Origin of the sequence: Fodinisporobacter ferrooxydans (assembly GCF_022818495.1) — a bacterium.
Lineage (GTDB): Bacteria > Bacillota > Bacilli > Tumebacillales > MYW30-H2 > Fodinisporobacter > Fodinisporobacter ferrooxydans.
Window position 1 is genome coordinate 530,569 of record NZ_CP089291.1, and the last position, 16,231, is coordinate 546,799.

A 16,231-nucleotide genomic window follows, 5' to 3' on the forward strand; every position below is an offset into this window, starting at 1 on the left:
CATCCCGCTGTATCCGGTTTTTTGTGCGATCGTCACTCTTTTGACTGTTGCCATTCATTTGTATATTCTTCTAAAACCCGCTTCAACTCATGACCAATTTGCGCATATGCGTCATCATCCAAATTGGCGAGAGAAACGCGGATCGACCAGGTAGGGCCGTGAAATCCTTCGCCATTTAATAATACAATCGAAGATTTCTCAGCCAAACGGAACAAAATGTCTACCGGTTCGTAGTTTTTTTGTAAGAAATCAGTAAATTCTTTGCCATAATTCTGTTTTGCCCACTCTTCCAAATCGAATTCCGTATAGTAATCGGCATCATACGGAAGGTTGGGCTTTGGCAATCCAAGGCCTTCATAAAGAAGCCGCATGCGACGATGGCAAATTTCCTTTGTCAATGTTTTATATTGATTCTCCTCATCAAGCAGCGCAAATGCGCAAAACAAGGCCATCTGCACCTGCTGTGGCGTCGACAAGCCGGCTGTATGATTGAGAGCCACTTGTCGGCTGTCTGCCACCATCCGGTCGATAAACCGCAATTCATCCGGGTGCTGTGTAAGGGATTCATATCTTTGCCGCAAAATTTGAATTTTGTCATCGGGCAATTGCTTCAACAAATGGTCAAACACGTTATGTTGATGAACGGCAATCGTTCCTAAACGCCAGCCCGTGACGCCGAAATATTTGGAAAACGAGTATACACCGACCGTATTATAGGGGAGATCTGCCAAAAGTGAGCGATAATCATCAACAAATGTGCTATATACATCATCCGATATAATCATAAGATCGGGATTGCAGTATTTTACAATGTCAATCAGTTGCCGAACAGATTCCGGTGCCATGGCGACAGATGGCGGATTACTGGGATTTACCAGAAAAAGTGCTTTAATCGACGGATCGGAAAGTTTTTCGATCTCCGAATGCGGATACTGCCACGTATGCATGCCAGTTTCATCGACTCCAGTTGCCTTGATTTCGACAACATCGAAATTGTAGCGATGGAGATGAGGAATTTCCAGATATGGCGGAAAGACCGGAACCATTATGGCAACTTTGTCTCCCCGATTCAGCAGGTAATTCTCCAGCAATGTATCGAAAATGTAACACATCGCTGCCGTTGCACCTTCGACGGCAAATATGTCAAAAGGACCGCAGCCGGGGTCATTGCCGCAAAGTTCCTGAATCAAGAAATCATGAACGACTTTTTCAATGCGGACAAGCATACGATCCGGCTCTGGATAGTTATCGCCGATAATTCCATCCACCAATTCATATATCCATTCATCTGCCCGGAATCCTTGACTCTTGACTCCATATTTGGTGATATCCTTGAGAAGTTTCACGCCAGGAATGTCGGGATTAGCCTTGACAAACGCATCAAATCGCTCGGCCATCCCTTTTCTGCCTGGTTTGCCGGCAAGATCCCGCTCATTCCAGACACGGCGGCTTTCTTGCACGGCAAACTGCCCCAGTGCAAAAAAAGCCTCTCTCGGTGTTGCCGCGATCCAATTCGGATTTCCCCGACCGGCATCCAGCAAGATCCGCGTGCTTTTTTTCTCCTTGCCTTTCGCCAGGCTGATCAACTTATTTTTAAACTCGAACGGGCTGATTTGTTCGTATGAACGTTGCATGTTTCGCCGTTGCATCAGATCGGGACTCATACCTTATACAACTCCTTTTACGGCATAGACGGACATCATATTACAAAAAAGTCCGCAGAACAGTCATACTAAGCTTCTAAGCTGTTTCTCAGTATTCGCCCGAAGTGTAAAAGATATGCAACCGGTTTGATGATTCATGATTCCCCGGAAAATCTATAAAAGAACGCGGACAACTGTGACAAATTCCACAAGGGGAATGCTTCATTTCGGGTATGCTTTTAGAGAAGAGATCGGAGAAACTAATTATGATATCTCGATACCAAAAGTAAAGAGGGATAAACTATGACGGATGACCGCAAAGAACGTTTAGGTGAGATTTTGGGTCAGATTTTGACACCTATTCAGGAACAGATACATCGATTGGAGCAAAAACTTGATTCGATTGAATCTTTGCGACAACAATTGAACAAAATGGAAGCAGTACAAGAACAACAATTGAAACTGTTGCAGCAAATCAACCAACGATTGCAGGAACAAAGCAAATAATCAAGCCAGTTCAAGCGATTGTAGAAGGAAAGTATGAATATACACATCAAAAAAAACAAAAGAGGCGAATCCAATGAAAACATTTGCGTTTCAATTCTCCGATTCATTTATCAAACCGTTATTGGATAACGGATATTCAAAAGTAGTTCAGTTCTCCTTTCCAAAAGGGAAAGTTTTGGAAAAGCATAAAACGTCAAGCGATATTCTGGTCTTTGTCCCGCAAGGAAACATTCGTTTTCAAGCTGTCGAAGAAGCTGTGTTAAAAAGCGGAGAAATGATCAGCCTGGAGAAGAATATTGAACATTCCATCACGGCATTGGAAGACAGCATTGTCGTGCTGGTGCTGACGCCAAGCCCGAGCGCCCACTCCATCCTGAAACCGCAAACGGCAAAACCGCCAACACATGAAAGAATGTCTACAGAACATGTGAAAAAAGCGGTATCGCCGCAATTGTGGTCATTTGTCGAGGAACATGCGGAACTTTTGCAAATATTAGACAAAGCGGCAGAAGGCTACGAAGCAGACACATATGCATTGGTGGATCGCATGGTCGAAGAAGAATTAAACAAACATTTCCGCTATGAAGAGGAATATCTCTTTCCCGCTCTCGGAAAATATATCGGTACAACTGCCGGTCCGATCGCTGTCATGCTGGCAGAGCATAAAATCATCCGGGATAACCATCAGCAATTGCAAAAGAAACTGCAGCAATTGCAAAATGGGCAAGGTGATGAAACAGATGTTGTACAGGCATATTCCGCGTTGGAAGGTGTCCTTCGACCACACATCATCAAAGAAGACAATGTACTGTTCCCGATGGCGAGCGGTGTGATGTCGGAAGAGGATAAAGACAACGTGGCCCGTTTGGTCAATGAAGAAAAAGGCGAATAGTTTGAAAAACAAAGTAAGAAAAACAAAGAGACCCGTACCACGTTGCCGTGAATACGGGTTGTTTTTTGTACATTAGCCCTCATCTCTGACCCGATTTAAAAACAATTTGGGTGTGAGCATGAGATAACTCAACATCAAAACAAGTATAACGATAGACAATATCAGATTTTCATACACGTTCTGCCGATTTACGATAATAAAACGCACAGTTGCCGTTATTCCAATATAAATCAAATATCGCAAGGGAAAATGATAATGTTCTTTGAAATATTTTACAATCATTGAAATAAACCCAAAGTACAGGAAAAACACCAAGACTCGTTCCAGCACATCATGTTCAACATCTCCCGGGTTAAACGCTTCCTTCAGAATGTAGAACAGTTCATTCAAAAGAAAATAACATAAGATGATCCCCAAACCGATCAACGATGCATTTAGCAATTTTTGAAAAAAATTTGCAAACATCTGGATCCGCCACACGCTTGTACTCTCCAATCGTATCATCATAGTTGAATCGCGTTTCCCATCACGACATGCATCACGGCATGTTCAAAAATAAACTTGTGTTTCTTACAAGCGAATTTTTGTTTCCAACCCTTCCCCCAGTCCTTTCAAAAGATGCAATCCAAAGGCAATGGCACGATTGATATCAGGGTCGCGCAAATATTTCCAGAAATCAAACATCCCCATTTTCTTATCATCATCCACATGCTCGCCTGCTCGTTCAAGCCCGCGCGCCAAACCCTGAACCACCTTTTTTGTCGTCGCGGGATCAATTTGTCCAAGGCCATCGGCTGCCCCCAGCAAATGATTCAATATGTTTGTCACATTCGGCTTTGACAATTGCCCGACGGCGATCTTTGCAATCGTTTCTTTCGCTTCCAAAAGTGCGGTTGCCGCTTCCAACAATCCGCTTTTATGCAATTCATGCAGCAAATGAATCGTTTCTTGCATAGCTTTCCCATGTTCGGCGATATCGGAAATTACTTGTTCCAATGATTCCTGTTGCAATTCCTGTTCGTCAGGAAGATGTTTTCGAATTAGCGTGATTGGTTGAGCCATTCTTTCACACCTCCTTCAAAATTCTTGTCCACCAGCGGCCGATAGTCTTTCCGCACCCATTTCCGATAGACTTCAACACCGGCTTGTGGATGTCGCTTGGCATACCGAGGGTTGATTCTCGGCAGCGGGTTCTTTCCGCTTTTTTCTATCACCTGCATCCGTACTTTTGTTTGTTTATACGCCGGCGTATGTGTATTCTGATCTGTAGCCGTACCCGTGAGAAGATTGACAGCCGACTGATCACTGACGGAATGCATAGGCAAATAGAGCTCATTTCCCTGCACGCGATCGGTAATGACTGCCCGAACCCGAATCGCTCCATATGGAGACTCCAGACGCACCAATGTTCCCTCCGCAATGCCGCGTGCATCGGCCAACTCCGGCGATACCTCCACAAACACTTCCGGAAACTTATGTTGAATGCCTTTGGATTTGTTTGTCATATTTCCTTCATGGAAATGTTCCAACAGACGGCCATTATTCAAAAGCAAATCATATGCTTCCGGCATTTGCACGGGAAGAATCCATTCCACGGGAGCCAAGCGGGCTTTCCCGTCCGGAAAATTGAACCGCTCCGTGTATAACAATGGTGTATCTGTTCCATCCTTGGCAACAGGCCACAACAGACTATCCCAGCCTTCCAGACGGGCATAATCGACTCCGGCAAAAATCGGAGACAATACGGCCGCTTCATCCATAATGTCACCGGGGCATTGATAGTTCCAGCCGGCTCCCAAACGGTTTGCTACCTCCCGCAGAATCCACCAATCCGGTTTCGCTTCACCCATTGGTTCCATCACTTGATACAGCCGCTGGATACGCCGTTCCGTATTGGTGAATGTCCCTTCCTTCTCCAAACTCGGTGCTGCCGGCAATACGACATCGGCGAATTGTGCCGTTTTGGTCAGGAAAATGTCTTGCACCACAAAGAAATCCAACCGGGAGAGCGCATCATGAACGTGGTTGGCATTGGAGTCAACCCATGCCATTTCTTCTCCCATCAAATACATCGCTTTTAATTCACCCGCTTCGATCGCTTGCAGCATCTGGATATTGTCAAGACCTGGATTTGCGGGAATGCTTGTCTCCCACGCAAGCTCGAACTTCTTGCGCGCTGCATCATCGGCAATATGCTGATAGCCAGGCAGCCATGCCGGAAGCGTGCCAAAGTCACATGCTCCTTGTACATTGTTGTGCCCGCGCAGAGGATATGCGCCGGCGCCCGGGCGTCCGTAGTTGCCGGTCACCAATAACAAGTTGCTGATGGCTGCACTTGTATTGCTACCGCCGGTATTTTGCGTGACGCCCATACCCCACAAGACACAAACTCCATCTGCTTCATGAATCATCGCAGCTATTTGAATCAGGTGCTCTTTTGCAATCCCTGTCTGCTTCTCCGCATAGTCCAGCGTGTATTTTTCAATGGATTTGACAAACACATCAAAGCCGCTGACCCGTTCCTCAATAAATGTCTGATCATGCCATCCCTGCTCGATCATATACTTGGCAACAGCTGCAATCCATGCATGATCCGAGCCTTGTTTGGGATGAATATAAAGATCGGCCCGTTCCGCCATTTCGTGTTTGCGCAAATCCGAAACGATCAATTTTTGCCCTTTTAACTTATGCGCCCGCTTGACTCGAGTCGCCAAAACCGGATGCCCTTCTGTCGGATTAGCACCGACGACGATGACAAGTCCCGCGCCGGCAATGTCCTGAATCGTGCCGGCATCGCCGCCATAGCCGACGGTGCGCAACAATCCGTCAGTTGCAGGAGATTGGCAGTAGCGCGAACAGTTGTCCACGTTATTGGTTGCAAAAATTTGGCGGGCAAGTTTTTGCATCAGGTAGTTTTCTTCATTCGTGACTTTTGAGGACGAAATAAATCCAATCGCATTCCCGCCGAATTGATCTTTGATCCCGCCAAGTTTGTTTGCGATGAGATCAAGAGCTTCATCCCAAGTGGCTTCCTCAAAATGGTCGCCTCTGCGGATCAACGGCTTGGTGAGACGTTCCTCGCTGTTGACGAAATCCCAGCCGAATTTTCCTTTGATGCATGTAGAAATTCCGTTAGCCGGCGCATCGGATGTAGGTTGAACTTTCAGAATCTCCCGTCCCTTTGTCCAAACCTCAAAACTGCATCCGACTCCACAAAACGTGCAAACGGTTTTTGTTTTCTTGGTACGGGTTTCCCGCATGGCTGCTTCCACTTCGGAAATGGCAAAAATCCCGCCATATCCAGGTTCCACTTCTTTCACGAGATCGATCATTGGATTCAGAAGATCTTTTTCGATTCCGGATATAAAACCGGCTTGTCCCAGCATGGATGTTTCCATCAGCGCATTGCATGGGCAGACGGTGACACAATGTCCGCATGAAACGCAGGAAGATTCATTGATAGGGACATCATCGTCCCAAATCACCCGCGGACGGTCGCGCTCCCAGTCGATCGACAATGTTTCATTGACCTGCAAATCCTGACAAGCTTCCACGCATTGACCACACAAAATACATTGATCCGGATCGTATCGATAAAAAGGATGTGACAGATCCACTTCATACGGTTTTTCCTTATAAGGATATTTTTGATGTTCAATTTCCAAATGTTCAGCCGTATTGTGCACTTTGCAGTTTCCGTTGTTGTTGTCGCAAACCGTACAATACAGCATATGGTTTTCCAAGATTCGATCCATGGCTTCCAGTTGTGCCGATTTTGCACGTTCGGATGCGGTACGAATGTTCATATTCGGTGCAATCCGAGTGGAGCATGCACGCATCAATTGGCCATCGACATCGACGATGCAGGTATCGCACGTTTGAATGGGTCCCAAATCCGGTTCGTAACAAATATGCGGGTGCTCCAGCCCCTGAGCGAGAATGACTTGCAGTATCGTTTTGCCTTCTTCCGCCTGCATCGATTGTCCATCGATTGTAATCAAAACACCCTTCGAAGACGTAATGGAATTCATGACTTCAAAGTCCCCTTTCCTGAAGAAACACAATCCGTGCGTTTTTTAAGCAAAGATTCGTGCGTTTTTAAACAAAACAAAAAACTCCACCATAAAACGCGCGACACAAAACAAACACATGTTTTCACATGCAATTGTGTCTATCGTTTTATGGTGGAGTAGTATTGGGCACAAACGTACAATATACCAATCCGCCATTGCTAGTCTTGAGATCGAATAACCGTTGACAGGTTCCTGCCAACAAATCCGTTCGTCCCAGACAGACTATGTGGCTGTCCAGTAATTTCAGCACTATTATAGCGAGTTTTCACTTTTCCGTCAAAATTTTTTCACATGTTCTGCTTTTTCATATTGTTTTTCACATGGATGGATTCCGGATGTCAATGAGTTGGTTTCTCCTCAATTTGAAGCGTACGATCGAATACATAAACGGTAATTGCCGTATCGAGATCAATATTAAAATCATTAAAGATCGTTATTAATTTTGCATTGACGATCGCTTCAAATTTGGAAACCAGTTCGGGATCTTCATAGATTTTTTTGATAAATTCTGTACGGGTCGCATGGATCATGCGCTTTCCTTCCTCTGTTTGACTCATAAAATTTTCCAGATTCGTCATATTGCCTTTCATCTCGCAAATCGCCCAGGGACCGGCAAAACGGGTTATGATTTGTTCCGGTCCTTTTCCTGTATGTTTTTTCCGGACTTCCCGCACCAGATTTGAAAATTCATGCGCAACTTTGGTTGCATTCATTTTTCTTCACCCTCAATACATCCTCAATTATCTGTTTTGACAATAGAATGACACGTGAAACGAGCTTACATCATCATGATTCCTTTGACAAATGCAATAGGTTATGTAAAATAAATTTGAACACTTTATATCTTTTGTTGGCTGATCCTTCTATATGAAGATGTAGATGAATTATCCAGCGCAAAACGTTATCCTTGATCAGAAGGAATGTTTTGAGCTGGATTTTTTATTCACAATTCCTGTTAAAGAGGATGTTCAAAAAGTAGTCAAAACTCCACGGCGGATTGCTTTGCCGAATCCCAAAAAGGCTTACTCATGTACCAAACACGTACACTCCGTCGCCTTTTCGCGCTTCGGCTTCGCACTCCTTGTGTCTTACTTAACCACTTTTTGAACACACACTTAAAGTTAGCGTGGTGAACAAATTGTATCCGGTTGTCGTATCCAGACAGGTCATTTCCTATAAAAACGGAAATACACAAAACGTTTCCGATGAAATCGCAACAGAATATCCATTAACGATTTTTTTAAATGATGAAGAATTTGCAACGCTTGTCTGCACACCTGAATACCTGGAAGATTTGGTTGTCGGATTTTTGGCTTCGGAAGGCGTCATCCGCAACTGCGATGAAATCAAAGATGTATTGGTTGATGAAAACAAGGGATTTGTATATGTGGAAACACATAGTCCCAAAACATTCAGCACAAAATTTTACTCCAAGCGGTATATCACCTCTTGCTGTGGAAAAAGCCGCCAGAGTTTTTACTTTTTTAACGACGCCAAAACGGCGAAAAAAATCACGGATAAAACCGCATTTCTTACCGATCAAGACTGTTTTCGGCTGATGAATGAAATGCAACAGGATGCCACTACATTTCAGCTTACGGGCGGCGTACACAATGCGGCCCTGTGCGATACGAAACATATCATTCTATCAAGAATGGACATCGGGAGACATAATGCGCTCGATAAAATTTTCGGATATTGTCTCAAGAACAGCATTTCGTTGCAAGGTAAAGTCATTGCATTTAGTGGCCGGATTTCTTCTGAAGTGTTGCTGAAAGTGGCAAAAATCGGCTGCGAAATCGTCTTGTCAAAGTCAGCCCCAACAGAATTGGCTTTACAAATGGCGGACGAACTCGGAATTACAGCCGTCGGATTTATTCGTAACGACTCATTCAATGTATATACGCATCATGAACGAATTTGCGCAACATGATTGGTAAAATGCCTTTTATAAAAGGATCCGAGCGACCCAATCTCTCACGCTCATGACATCCGCCTGTCGCGGGAATACCTTCTCCATGAGCACCCGCTGAACCTCCGGATCGGCGTCAATGCAAGCATCCGACAGCACAACCAGACTGTAATCCCGGTCAGCGGCCTCCCGAACGGTCGAGAGCACAACACCGCTTGTAGCAATTCCCATAAGTATCAATGTATCAATTTGTTGTGCACGCAACACCACGTCCAGGTCGCTGCCGGAGAATGCGCTCACTCGCCGTTTGATCACGACGGCATCTCCATGCTCGGGCGCTACTGCTGCATGGATCTGAGTCGACGATGCAGTTTCCGTAAATCCGCCATTCTGTGATATGGCAGAAAACATTTTATTCTTTGCGCTTACCTCCGGATACCCGTCTCGAAAAGCTATCCGTACGTAAATGACCGGTATGTTTGCCTCGCGTGCCGCTTTGATAGCTTGTTGGAAAGGTGTGAAGAAATCTGCCGAATTTGCGTATCTTTGTGCAATTCCCTCCTGAATATCCATGACGAGCAAGGCTTTGTTCGATGCTTTCATGCGTGTCTTCTCCTCTTCTGTGATTTTATTTTGGCATCCTACTCTTTGTGAGTTTCTATATCCATGTTACCGATAGAATCTGTACTTCGCAAATTTCCCATTCCATCGAAATGCAAAGGCAGAATCTATTGCCAGCCAGAATATCTCATTGCATCATTGCATCATTGCATCATTGCATCAAAAGAATCTCCGAACCATCCAACTTATCCACAATACCAAAAGAAACGGACATCGGATTCAAATGGATTCCAAAAGGGTTATCCACAATATCCACAGATTTTATCCACAGTATCCACATGAAGAAAACTTGTACGACATGTTTTTTCTTTGCATGTATAAAACCCATCCACTTGCCCATACTACAAAAGGCGGTGATGGATCTTCCGCAAAAGCTGGAGGGATGTTCGATGAACAAAATTGTGAGTCGACACAGATAATCAGCCAAAGAAGTTGGAGGGATGTGTGAAAGACACGTTACGTGGAATGAACACATTTTAACGACTTGGAAACCGGAGGGATGTGCCGCAGGCACAATCAAACGTTTCTGAAGCAACACCGTCAAAAAAGAGCCCGGAATGGGCTCTTTCTTTAGTTTTCAAATGAAAATGATGTGTCAATGGGAAGTTGAGATGGCAATACCTCCCGAAGCATTGTATGATTAAACATTCGGTATGTATTTCTTCCTGATTTTTTTGCTTCATACATTGCTATATCTGAATAGCAAATCATTGTTTCCGCGTCCATCCGTTCTTCATTATTTATCGAAATACCAATGCTTCCTGATACAAGAAACTCTCGGCTGCTTAAAACGAATGGTTTTTTTAATTTTTCAATAATTTTCAAAGCAAAACTTTCGACATATTCCTCATGATGTACGTTGTTCAATAGAAAGATAAACTCATCCCCACCCAATCGGGCGAGTAAATCAAAGGGGCCCAGACATTGTTGCAGACGCTCGGCAAACAGTTTGAGAAACTGGTCCCCTGTTTCATGTCCCATCGTATCATTGATTCGTTTAAAATCATCTCCATCTACATAAAGAACGGCAATGTTATATTTGTTTTGGGACTTTTCGATGGCCTCTTGTAATTTTTTTGTAAACAATCTGCGATTAGGCAACCCTGTTAATGCGTCATGAAATGCCAGATACTCCAACTTGCTTCTATTTTTTCTTTGTTCAGTTTCATCGCGAATGATTAAGATTGTTGCATATGAAGCATCCATTTCTACATAATCTGCTTCCACCACGCCAATAAATAAATCGTCTTCCTTATTATAGAATTTCATTTCGCATTCTTTCAGCATCTTTCTGGAATTAAAATGTTCTGTGTATAGTTTACTTAGCAATTCCTTGCTTTCTTCCGAGCAAAAATCATAAATGGTTTTACAATCACCTCCTAATAACAATTTAGCGGCAGGATTCATTTCCATCACATATCCGTACTCATCCGCCACTACGATTGCAACTGGATTCAGTTCAAAAAGAGTCTCAAACCTTTTGGAGGCAGACGGCAAAAAATCGTATTGGATCATTGCCCAGCGTAAAAAAAACAGCCAAATAACATCAGTGAAAAGATACGGATACGGTGGCAATTGTGTGAATTTAATGTAACCGAATAGGATTTGCGATATAAGAGTGGCGATTGTTCCATATAAAAGCAGAGTGGTCCTTTTCTTTTCTTTTTCGCTTTGGGAAGCAGAATAAGCAATTGCCAACATGCCAGTAAATAAGCAAATGACAAAGACACCCACTCCAATCGCTATATAGTATGGAGCATTAAAAATTGGATAAATAAACATCCCATCACGTTCAAATAGTCTGCTATTATAAATATTTTTCTGTTGAATGAGTTCAAGCAAACTTGGTACAATCAAACTATAACTAATGGGAATATACAACCATGCCGTTATTTTCTTGCTTGCATTCAAAATTTTAAAATGAAAATGAAATCCCAAACAGGCGTTCAATGCGCCGATGTTGCCCAACCAATAGGTTACAAGAATTGGGCTGTACTTGATTGGTACGATTTGTCGAATGTATTCTCCTGCCAGCATTAACATAAACGTAAAAACAATGGCGCTTGCAATACGATACTCTGATATTCTTGGATTGCGGACATAAACTTCAACGGCCATATAAAAAAGAATTACTACCGGTACGATATACTCCAAAAAGAGTAGAATTGAATTACTCATACTTTCAATCAATCCTCTATCTTTTCATTTTTTCATCAAAATTTTCCATTGAAATTTTTTCTACTTCCCTTCATTATATTTCTTTCTATTCTTCAAACAAGTCTTTTTAAAATAGATGTGAACAGCCTTGCATAAAAATCCTGCCAATTCCCCTATTAAAGCTTATTTTTTCTGCTTAAAGCATATCTTTTCTCTGCCGAAATAACTGTAAAAAAAAACATAAGCTGTCCAAATGGGACAACTTATGCTTCAGGCTACATAAATCAAAACTATATACGCAGAGTGTTTCATCAAAATATTCCCTGTTCAAATTTGTTAAAGGAAGAGTCGCTTCCCATAGAGGATATGTTCTTTCATTAATTTTTGCGGTTGTTCCGAATCGTTCGTCAGCAGTGATTCAAAAATGCCGACATGGTCCACATAAGAAGAATTCATCCTTCCAGAATCGCGTTTTAACACACGAAGTACAACACGATATAGATGGTCTTGATAGTTTTCCATAACACGAAAAATCTCTGCATTTCCCGAGAACTTGCAAAGAAGCAGGTGAAACTCTGCATCCGCCTGTGCAAACCCTTTCTCATCTTCAGAAACGGCCAATTCTCTTGTTTTAAGCAAATTTTTCTCGATTTCGTCGATTTGGTCATTCCTCAATTTCCCGGAAAGTTGTTCCACTACAAACATCTCCAGTGCAATACGCAAATCATAGATATTGCTAATCTTCTCAATCGACATTTCACGTACGATAATCCCTTGTTTGGGAGATACCGTGATAAACCCCTCTGCCTCCAATCGTTCGAGAGCCGCTTTAATCGGAGTTTTACTCATGCCCAGATAATCGATTAATTGTCTTTCGGAAAGAAATTGTCCGGGTCGAAATACTTCATGCATAATTCCGTCTTTTATCGTTCGATATGCCTTTTCCTTCAAGAGAGGAGGGGGGGTATTCAAATTGTTGTCGTTCACTCCATTCATTTCGGTTCCCTCCCTTGTCTACGAATTTGCGGTAAATACGCGGCAAACTCAAGATCAAATGGTTGTTTCCAATTTTGACGGATGCAACATGAGGTCAATCGTTTCATTTAGTTTCTCCGTCGAAAATACATCTCGCCAATTCGGTTGAAGAATTTGTTTTTTCCCATATTCAATGGCTACAAGCGCAGCATCGGAGAGGGGTGAACCTGTAATTCCAAACACGGATGCCATGATTGTCGTGATATGCCCAAGCATGAAATCACGCGCCGCTTCCGGTGGAACCCCGCACTTTACTGCTTCATCCATCGCTTCCTTTAAGACAACGATACACGTGCCTAAAACTGTTTCCGCCATCGTCGGTTCCAGTGTCGCCATTTGTTCTACCGTGATGCGATGGGAACGCAAAATGGGGGAATACATTCTGCGGGCAATTTCCTCGCCTTTCGCATAATCACTCTCAGGACCTTGCATCAGGGCACATACAATGGACTGCCTCGCTGCTACCCCTCCGAACAAATCGGCCTTTGCTTCCGGGGTAACTTCATCATTATAAATCGGCGGGTGGCAAGGATGCGTGATAAAATAACTGATGTCCTCACGGTCCGGCAAGTGTCTCATATACGCTGCTGCCGGATCCAGCAACATCAGCAGCGAGCCTGGTTTCATTTGCGGAACGATGTCTGCGGAAATCTCGCCAATGGCAATATCGGGAACAGCCAGAATGATGACATCCGCCTGATTCACCGCATCAAGAAGCGGTGTAACAGTTAAATTCTTTTGAGCAAGTTGGCGTATCCCTTTTTCGCTAATCTCGACATACAGCATATCATAGTTTGAATTTCTAAGGTTGTCAGCAAGTCTATTTCCCATTTTACCGCCTGCTCCTACCAATGCAATCGTTGTCATTTTCCTGTTCCCCTTTTCATTTCAATATTTTAAAAATGGCAGTCAAGGAAGCTGGCATTTCTTTTGTTCAAATTCAACTCCCCTCAGCACTCTTCCAAAAAAGGACTGTGCTCCAACCTGCCCTCCCTTCAACGGGTAACGGGCGAACAGCTTCCACTGATTACAAGGAGCTGCTCAACCGGCTGGCAATGATTCATGGACTCCAGGTTCGAACCGTCTATCATCCCTTGACTTTTCCAGTATGAAGTCAAAGCATATTGAACTCCTGAAGAACCGACAACAAAGAGTTGAGTCGTTTGCGTTTCCCGCCAAAGGAGAGCACCTGCTGTTTCCAAGCGTTTTTGATCGAAAACATCGAACAGCATGACATCCGGCCGACTTTCCAATCTACGCTCGAACCGCTGAATGACAGCGTCAAGATCCCCTTCCAAATCGAATAGATCCATTAACGCTATTTTGCTGCTTGTCTGGTTATTCAAATGAATGCGTAAATCGCTTTCATGCATAGGGGTGATCGGATGCTTTGACATCGTCGGATGCCGATCCAATCGATACGTATCTTCACACACTGTCGCAAAGTGATTTCCAAATACTGTGTATCTTTGAAGCGCGGGAGCCCCGACGAGCAGAGGAATGACGCGACTCTCTGCAAACCGTTGTTTGCCAATGTCTATCACTTTCCCAATGCTTCCCACTGCAGGCGAAGAATCAAATGTAGAGCATACCTTATAGTGGACGATAGGAGTTTTGAACAGCTGTAATTGCCGGAATACTTGCTGTAATTCCCGTTCCATTGCTTCCGGTGTCATGGATCGACTGGTTCCTGCAACACCAAAACACTGGATATCCGGAAATTTTTCTTTCAGTTGTTCTATAGTGGGTGGCTGCAGGAACAGCACTGTTTTTACTCCATGTGCGGCAAGAGCTTCCATAGAATCCGTGGAACCGGTAAAATCATCACCATAATAACAGAGTAATAAATGATTCGTAGACTCTGGTTTCATCCCTTACACTTCCACTCATCCGTTATTTTGAAAACTTCTCCATCGCTCCCTTGAGCTCGACATGTGTTCTTGCATATTCCTCTAAGGAAACGTTTGTTAATGCAGCTTCCCAGCCTTGTATCATGCTTTTGACACCAGCCGATACCCCATCCGGGTGTGCCATAATTCCGCCGCCGGCGATATGGATTACGTCAGTGGATTGGATTTGCCTATATGTTTCAACAGCCTGCCCAGCCCATTGGCCGGAAGAAAGTACGGGCATCACTTGCAGGCCGCCAAACAGCGGCGTCAGACAGTCATTGATCGATTTGACTACAGACTCATTCGATTCGAAAAACTTATTATTTAATCCGTTTGTATGTAGATGATCAACCCCTGCCATGCGACACAATTTTTGATATGCCGTAAATTCCATTCCCAAAGCGGGACAACGAGTCATGGCTCCCCACTGGTTGCGATGTCCATGAATCGGTAATTGGCTGTATTTCCTCAAATATGCAACTCCAGCCAATCCAATGCTATTGATACTAACCATCACACAGGTTCCGCCAGCCTGCTGCACCATGTCGTGATTTCTGCGCAGTTCATCGATGTCCCCGGTAATGTTAAACGCGTACATCGCCTTTTTTCCGGTCCTGTCTGCGGCTCTTTCGATTTCTTGCATCACTGCGTGAATTCGCTCCTTTAAAGGTGCATAAGGAGGATTTCCGTTGATTTCATCGTCTTTGATAAAATCTACCCCAGCCAGCGCCAGTTCTTTTACAACCGTTCCCAATTCATCGGGCGCAAGGCCGATGTTGGGTTTGATAATAGTTCCAATGATTGGCCGTTGGTGCACTCCTGCCAATTGACGTGTGCCTTGAATCCCAAATTGAGGACCCAGATACATCTCCATAAAACTTTCCGGCAACTCCAAGTCCATCAGCCGAAGCCCGGAAAACTCCCGCAATTCAAATAGATTCCCCGCTACAGTGGCAAGTAAATTGGGGATTGAGGGTCCGATATTATGATAGGGAAAAGCAACAGTGATTTCACCTCGGCGAAATACAGGCGGACGATTCTCCCCGTGCGGCAGCTTTGCTCCAGGCAACGAGGGTGACGACACACTTTCCAGTTCTTTAATCGCCAAAATCTTGGCTCCATATTTCTCTTTGATTTCGTCCGTTTCGCCTGGCACCTGAACAAATGTGCCGGTAGATTGCTCTCCGGCCAAAACCTGTGCCGCATGCTCCAAGGAATCGGGTGTTTCAATCAAATAGGTGGCAAGTATTTGATCTTGTCGCATCGGTTACCTCCTCTTTTTCAAATCATTCAAACAGCCCTTGTTTCCATTCCGGTTATTATGGTTTCCATAAAGTAAACCGCTTACATTATCTTTATTCAGAGAATATCATCCATTCGATATATTTTCAATATCCAACTTAGATCTAAGATGTGTGTTTAGATAAAATGTCAGGAATTCCAGTTTCACTACATTCGTAAAAATACCCATTAAGTTCAATTCGATTTTCCAGTTTCCA

14 protein-coding genes are annotated in these 16,231 nt (G+C 43.9%); 3 read left to right on the forward strand and 11 right to left on the reverse strand.

What is annotated here, in order from left to right:
• Window positions 1-32: 32 nt before the first annotated feature.
• The gene (gene aspD, locus LSG31_RS02690) at window positions 33-1,664 is read right to left on the reverse strand and encodes an aspartate 4-decarboxylase (protein WP_347437873.1); all 1,632 of its coding nucleotides are present in this window, start codon (window positions 1,662-1,664) and stop codon (window positions 33-35) included.
• A gap of 282 nt (window positions 1,665-1,946) precedes the next feature.
• On the opposite strand from aspD, the gene LSG31_RS02695 reads away from it, so the two are divergent.
• Both LSG31_RS02695 and LSG31_RS02700 read left to right on the forward strand, forming a co-directional pair.
• Entirely contained in the window at window positions 1,947-2,150 is a 204-nt protein-coding gene (locus LSG31_RS02695) for a hypothetical protein (protein ID WP_347437874.1), read from the forward strand.
• 73 nt (window positions 2,151-2,223) lie between these two features.
• Entirely contained in the window at window positions 2,224-3,042 is an 819-nt protein-coding gene (locus LSG31_RS02700) for a hemerythrin domain-containing protein (RefSeq protein WP_347437875.1), read from the forward strand.
• A gap of 72 nt (window positions 3,043-3,114) precedes the next feature.
• Here LSG31_RS02700 and LSG31_RS02705 read toward each other — a convergent pair whose 3' ends face one another.
• From LSG31_RS02705 to LSG31_RS02720, 4 genes are all read right to left on the reverse strand, one after another.
• Entirely contained in the window at window positions 3,115-3,522 is a 408-nt protein-coding gene (locus tag LSG31_RS02705) for a phosphate-starvation-inducible protein PsiE (protein ID WP_347437876.1), read from the reverse strand.
• A gap of 90 nt (window positions 3,523-3,612) precedes the next feature.
• Entirely contained in the window at window positions 3,613-4,104 is a 492-nt protein-coding gene (locus tag LSG31_RS02710) for a helical membrane plugin domain-containing protein (protein WP_347437877.1), read from the reverse strand.
• On the reverse strand, window positions 4,083-7,073 hold the full coding sequence (gene fdhF / locus LSG31_RS02715; protein WP_347437878.1) for a formate dehydrogenase subunit alpha: 2,991 nt from the start codon (window positions 7,071-7,073) through the stop codon (window positions 4,083-4,085). Before fdhF ends, LSG31_RS02710 begins: the two co-directional genes overlap by 22 nt.
• A 380-nt stretch (window positions 7,074-7,453) precedes the next feature.
• Window positions 7,454-7,828, reverse strand: a complete 375-nt coding sequence (locus tag LSG31_RS02720) for a Na-translocating system protein MpsC family protein (protein ID WP_347437879.1) — start codon at window positions 7,826-7,828, stop codon at window positions 7,454-7,456.
• Between the two features lie 425 nt (window positions 7,829-8,253).
• Here LSG31_RS02720 and fdhD point away from each other — a divergent pair, with 425 nt between their 5' ends.
• Window positions 8,254-9,048, forward strand: a complete 795-nt coding sequence (gene fdhD / locus LSG31_RS02725) for a formate dehydrogenase accessory sulfurtransferase FdhD (RefSeq protein ID WP_347439426.1) — start codon at window positions 8,254-8,256, stop codon at window positions 9,046-9,048.
• 15 nt (window positions 9,049-9,063) lie between these two features.
• Here the strand turns inward: fdhD and LSG31_RS02730 are convergent, their stop codons facing one another.
• The 6 genes from LSG31_RS02730 to LSG31_RS02755 all read right to left on the reverse strand — a co-directional run bounded on the left by LSG31_RS02730 (window position 9,064) and on the right by LSG31_RS02755 (window position 15,996).
• A complete protein-coding gene (locus LSG31_RS02730) occupies window positions 9,064-9,630 on the reverse strand; it encodes a cysteine hydrolase family protein (RefSeq protein WP_347437880.1) in 567 nt (188 codons plus the stop codon).
• Between the two features lie 588 nt (window positions 9,631-10,218).
• Window positions 10,219-11,826, reverse strand: coding sequence for a diguanylate cyclase domain-containing protein (locus tag LSG31_RS02735; RefSeq protein WP_347437881.1), 1,608 nt, complete (start codon window positions 11,824-11,826; stop codon window positions 10,219-10,221).
• 315 nt (window positions 11,827-12,141) lie between these two features.
• Entirely contained in the window at window positions 12,142-12,801 is a 660-nt protein-coding gene (locus LSG31_RS02740; RefSeq protein WP_347437882.1) for a GntR family transcriptional regulator, read from the reverse strand.
• Between the two features lie 54 nt (window positions 12,802-12,855).
• A complete protein-coding gene (locus tag LSG31_RS02745; RefSeq protein ID WP_347437883.1) occupies window positions 12,856-13,707 on the reverse strand; it encodes a phosphogluconate dehydrogenase C-terminal domain-containing protein in 852 nt (283 codons plus the stop codon).
• A 128-nt stretch (window positions 13,708-13,835) separates the two neighbouring features.
• Window positions 13,836-14,711, reverse strand: coding sequence for a four-carbon acid sugar kinase family protein (locus tag LSG31_RS02750; protein ID WP_347437884.1), 876 nt, complete (start codon window positions 14,709-14,711; stop codon window positions 13,836-13,838).
• A 22-nt stretch (window positions 14,712-14,733) separates the two neighbouring features.
• The gene (locus tag LSG31_RS02755) at window positions 14,734-15,996 is read right to left on the reverse strand and encodes a ribulose-bisphosphate carboxylase large subunit family protein (protein WP_347437885.1); all 1,263 of its coding nucleotides are present in this window, start codon (window positions 15,994-15,996) and stop codon (window positions 14,734-14,736) included.
• Window positions 15,997-16,231: the final 235 nt, after the last annotated feature.

Excerpts from the sequence above, each read along its gene's own strand:
- aspD (WP_347437873.1), bottom strand. The coding sequence starts at position 1,664 with ATGAGTCCCGATCTGATGCAACGGCGAAACATGCAACGTTCATACGAA.
- LSG31_RS02695 (WP_347437874.1), top strand. The coding sequence starts at position 1,947 with ATGACGGATGACCGCAAAGAACGTTTAGGTGAGATTTTGGGTCAGATT.
- LSG31_RS02700 (WP_347437875.1), top strand. The coding sequence starts at position 2,224 with ATGAAAACATTTGCGTTTCAATTCTCCGATTCATTTATCAAACCGTTA.
- LSG31_RS02710 (WP_347437877.1), bottom strand. The coding sequence starts at position 4,104 with ATGGCTCAACCAATCACGCTAATTCGAAAACATCTTCCTGACGAACAG.
- fdhF (WP_347437878.1), bottom strand. The coding sequence starts at position 7,073 with ATGAATTCCATTACGTCTTCGAAGGGTGTTTTGATTACAATCGATGGA.
- LSG31_RS02720 (WP_347437879.1), bottom strand. The coding sequence starts at position 7,828 with ATGAATGCAACCAAAGTTGCGCATGAATTTTCAAATCTGGTGCGGGAA.
- LSG31_RS02730 (WP_347437880.1), bottom strand. The coding sequence starts at position 9,630 with ATGAAAGCATCGAACAAAGCCTTGCTCGTCATGGATATTCAGGAGGGA.
- LSG31_RS02735 (WP_347437881.1), bottom strand. The coding sequence starts at position 11,826 with ATGAGTAATTCAATTCTACTCTTTTTGGAGTATATCGTACCGGTAGTA.
- LSG31_RS02740 (WP_347437882.1), bottom strand. The coding sequence starts at position 12,801 with ATGAATGGAGTGAACGACAACAATTTGAATACCCCCCCTCCTCTCTTG.
- LSG31_RS02745 (WP_347437883.1), bottom strand. The coding sequence starts at position 13,707 with ATGACAACGATTGCATTGGTAGGAGCAGGCGGTAAAATGGGAAATAGA.
- LSG31_RS02750 (WP_347437884.1), bottom strand. The coding sequence starts at position 14,711 with ATGAAACCAGAGTCTACGAATCATTTATTACTCTGTTATTATGGTGAT.
- LSG31_RS02755 (WP_347437885.1), bottom strand. The coding sequence starts at position 15,996 with ATGCGACAAGATCAAATACTTGCCACCTATTTGATTGAAACACCCGAT.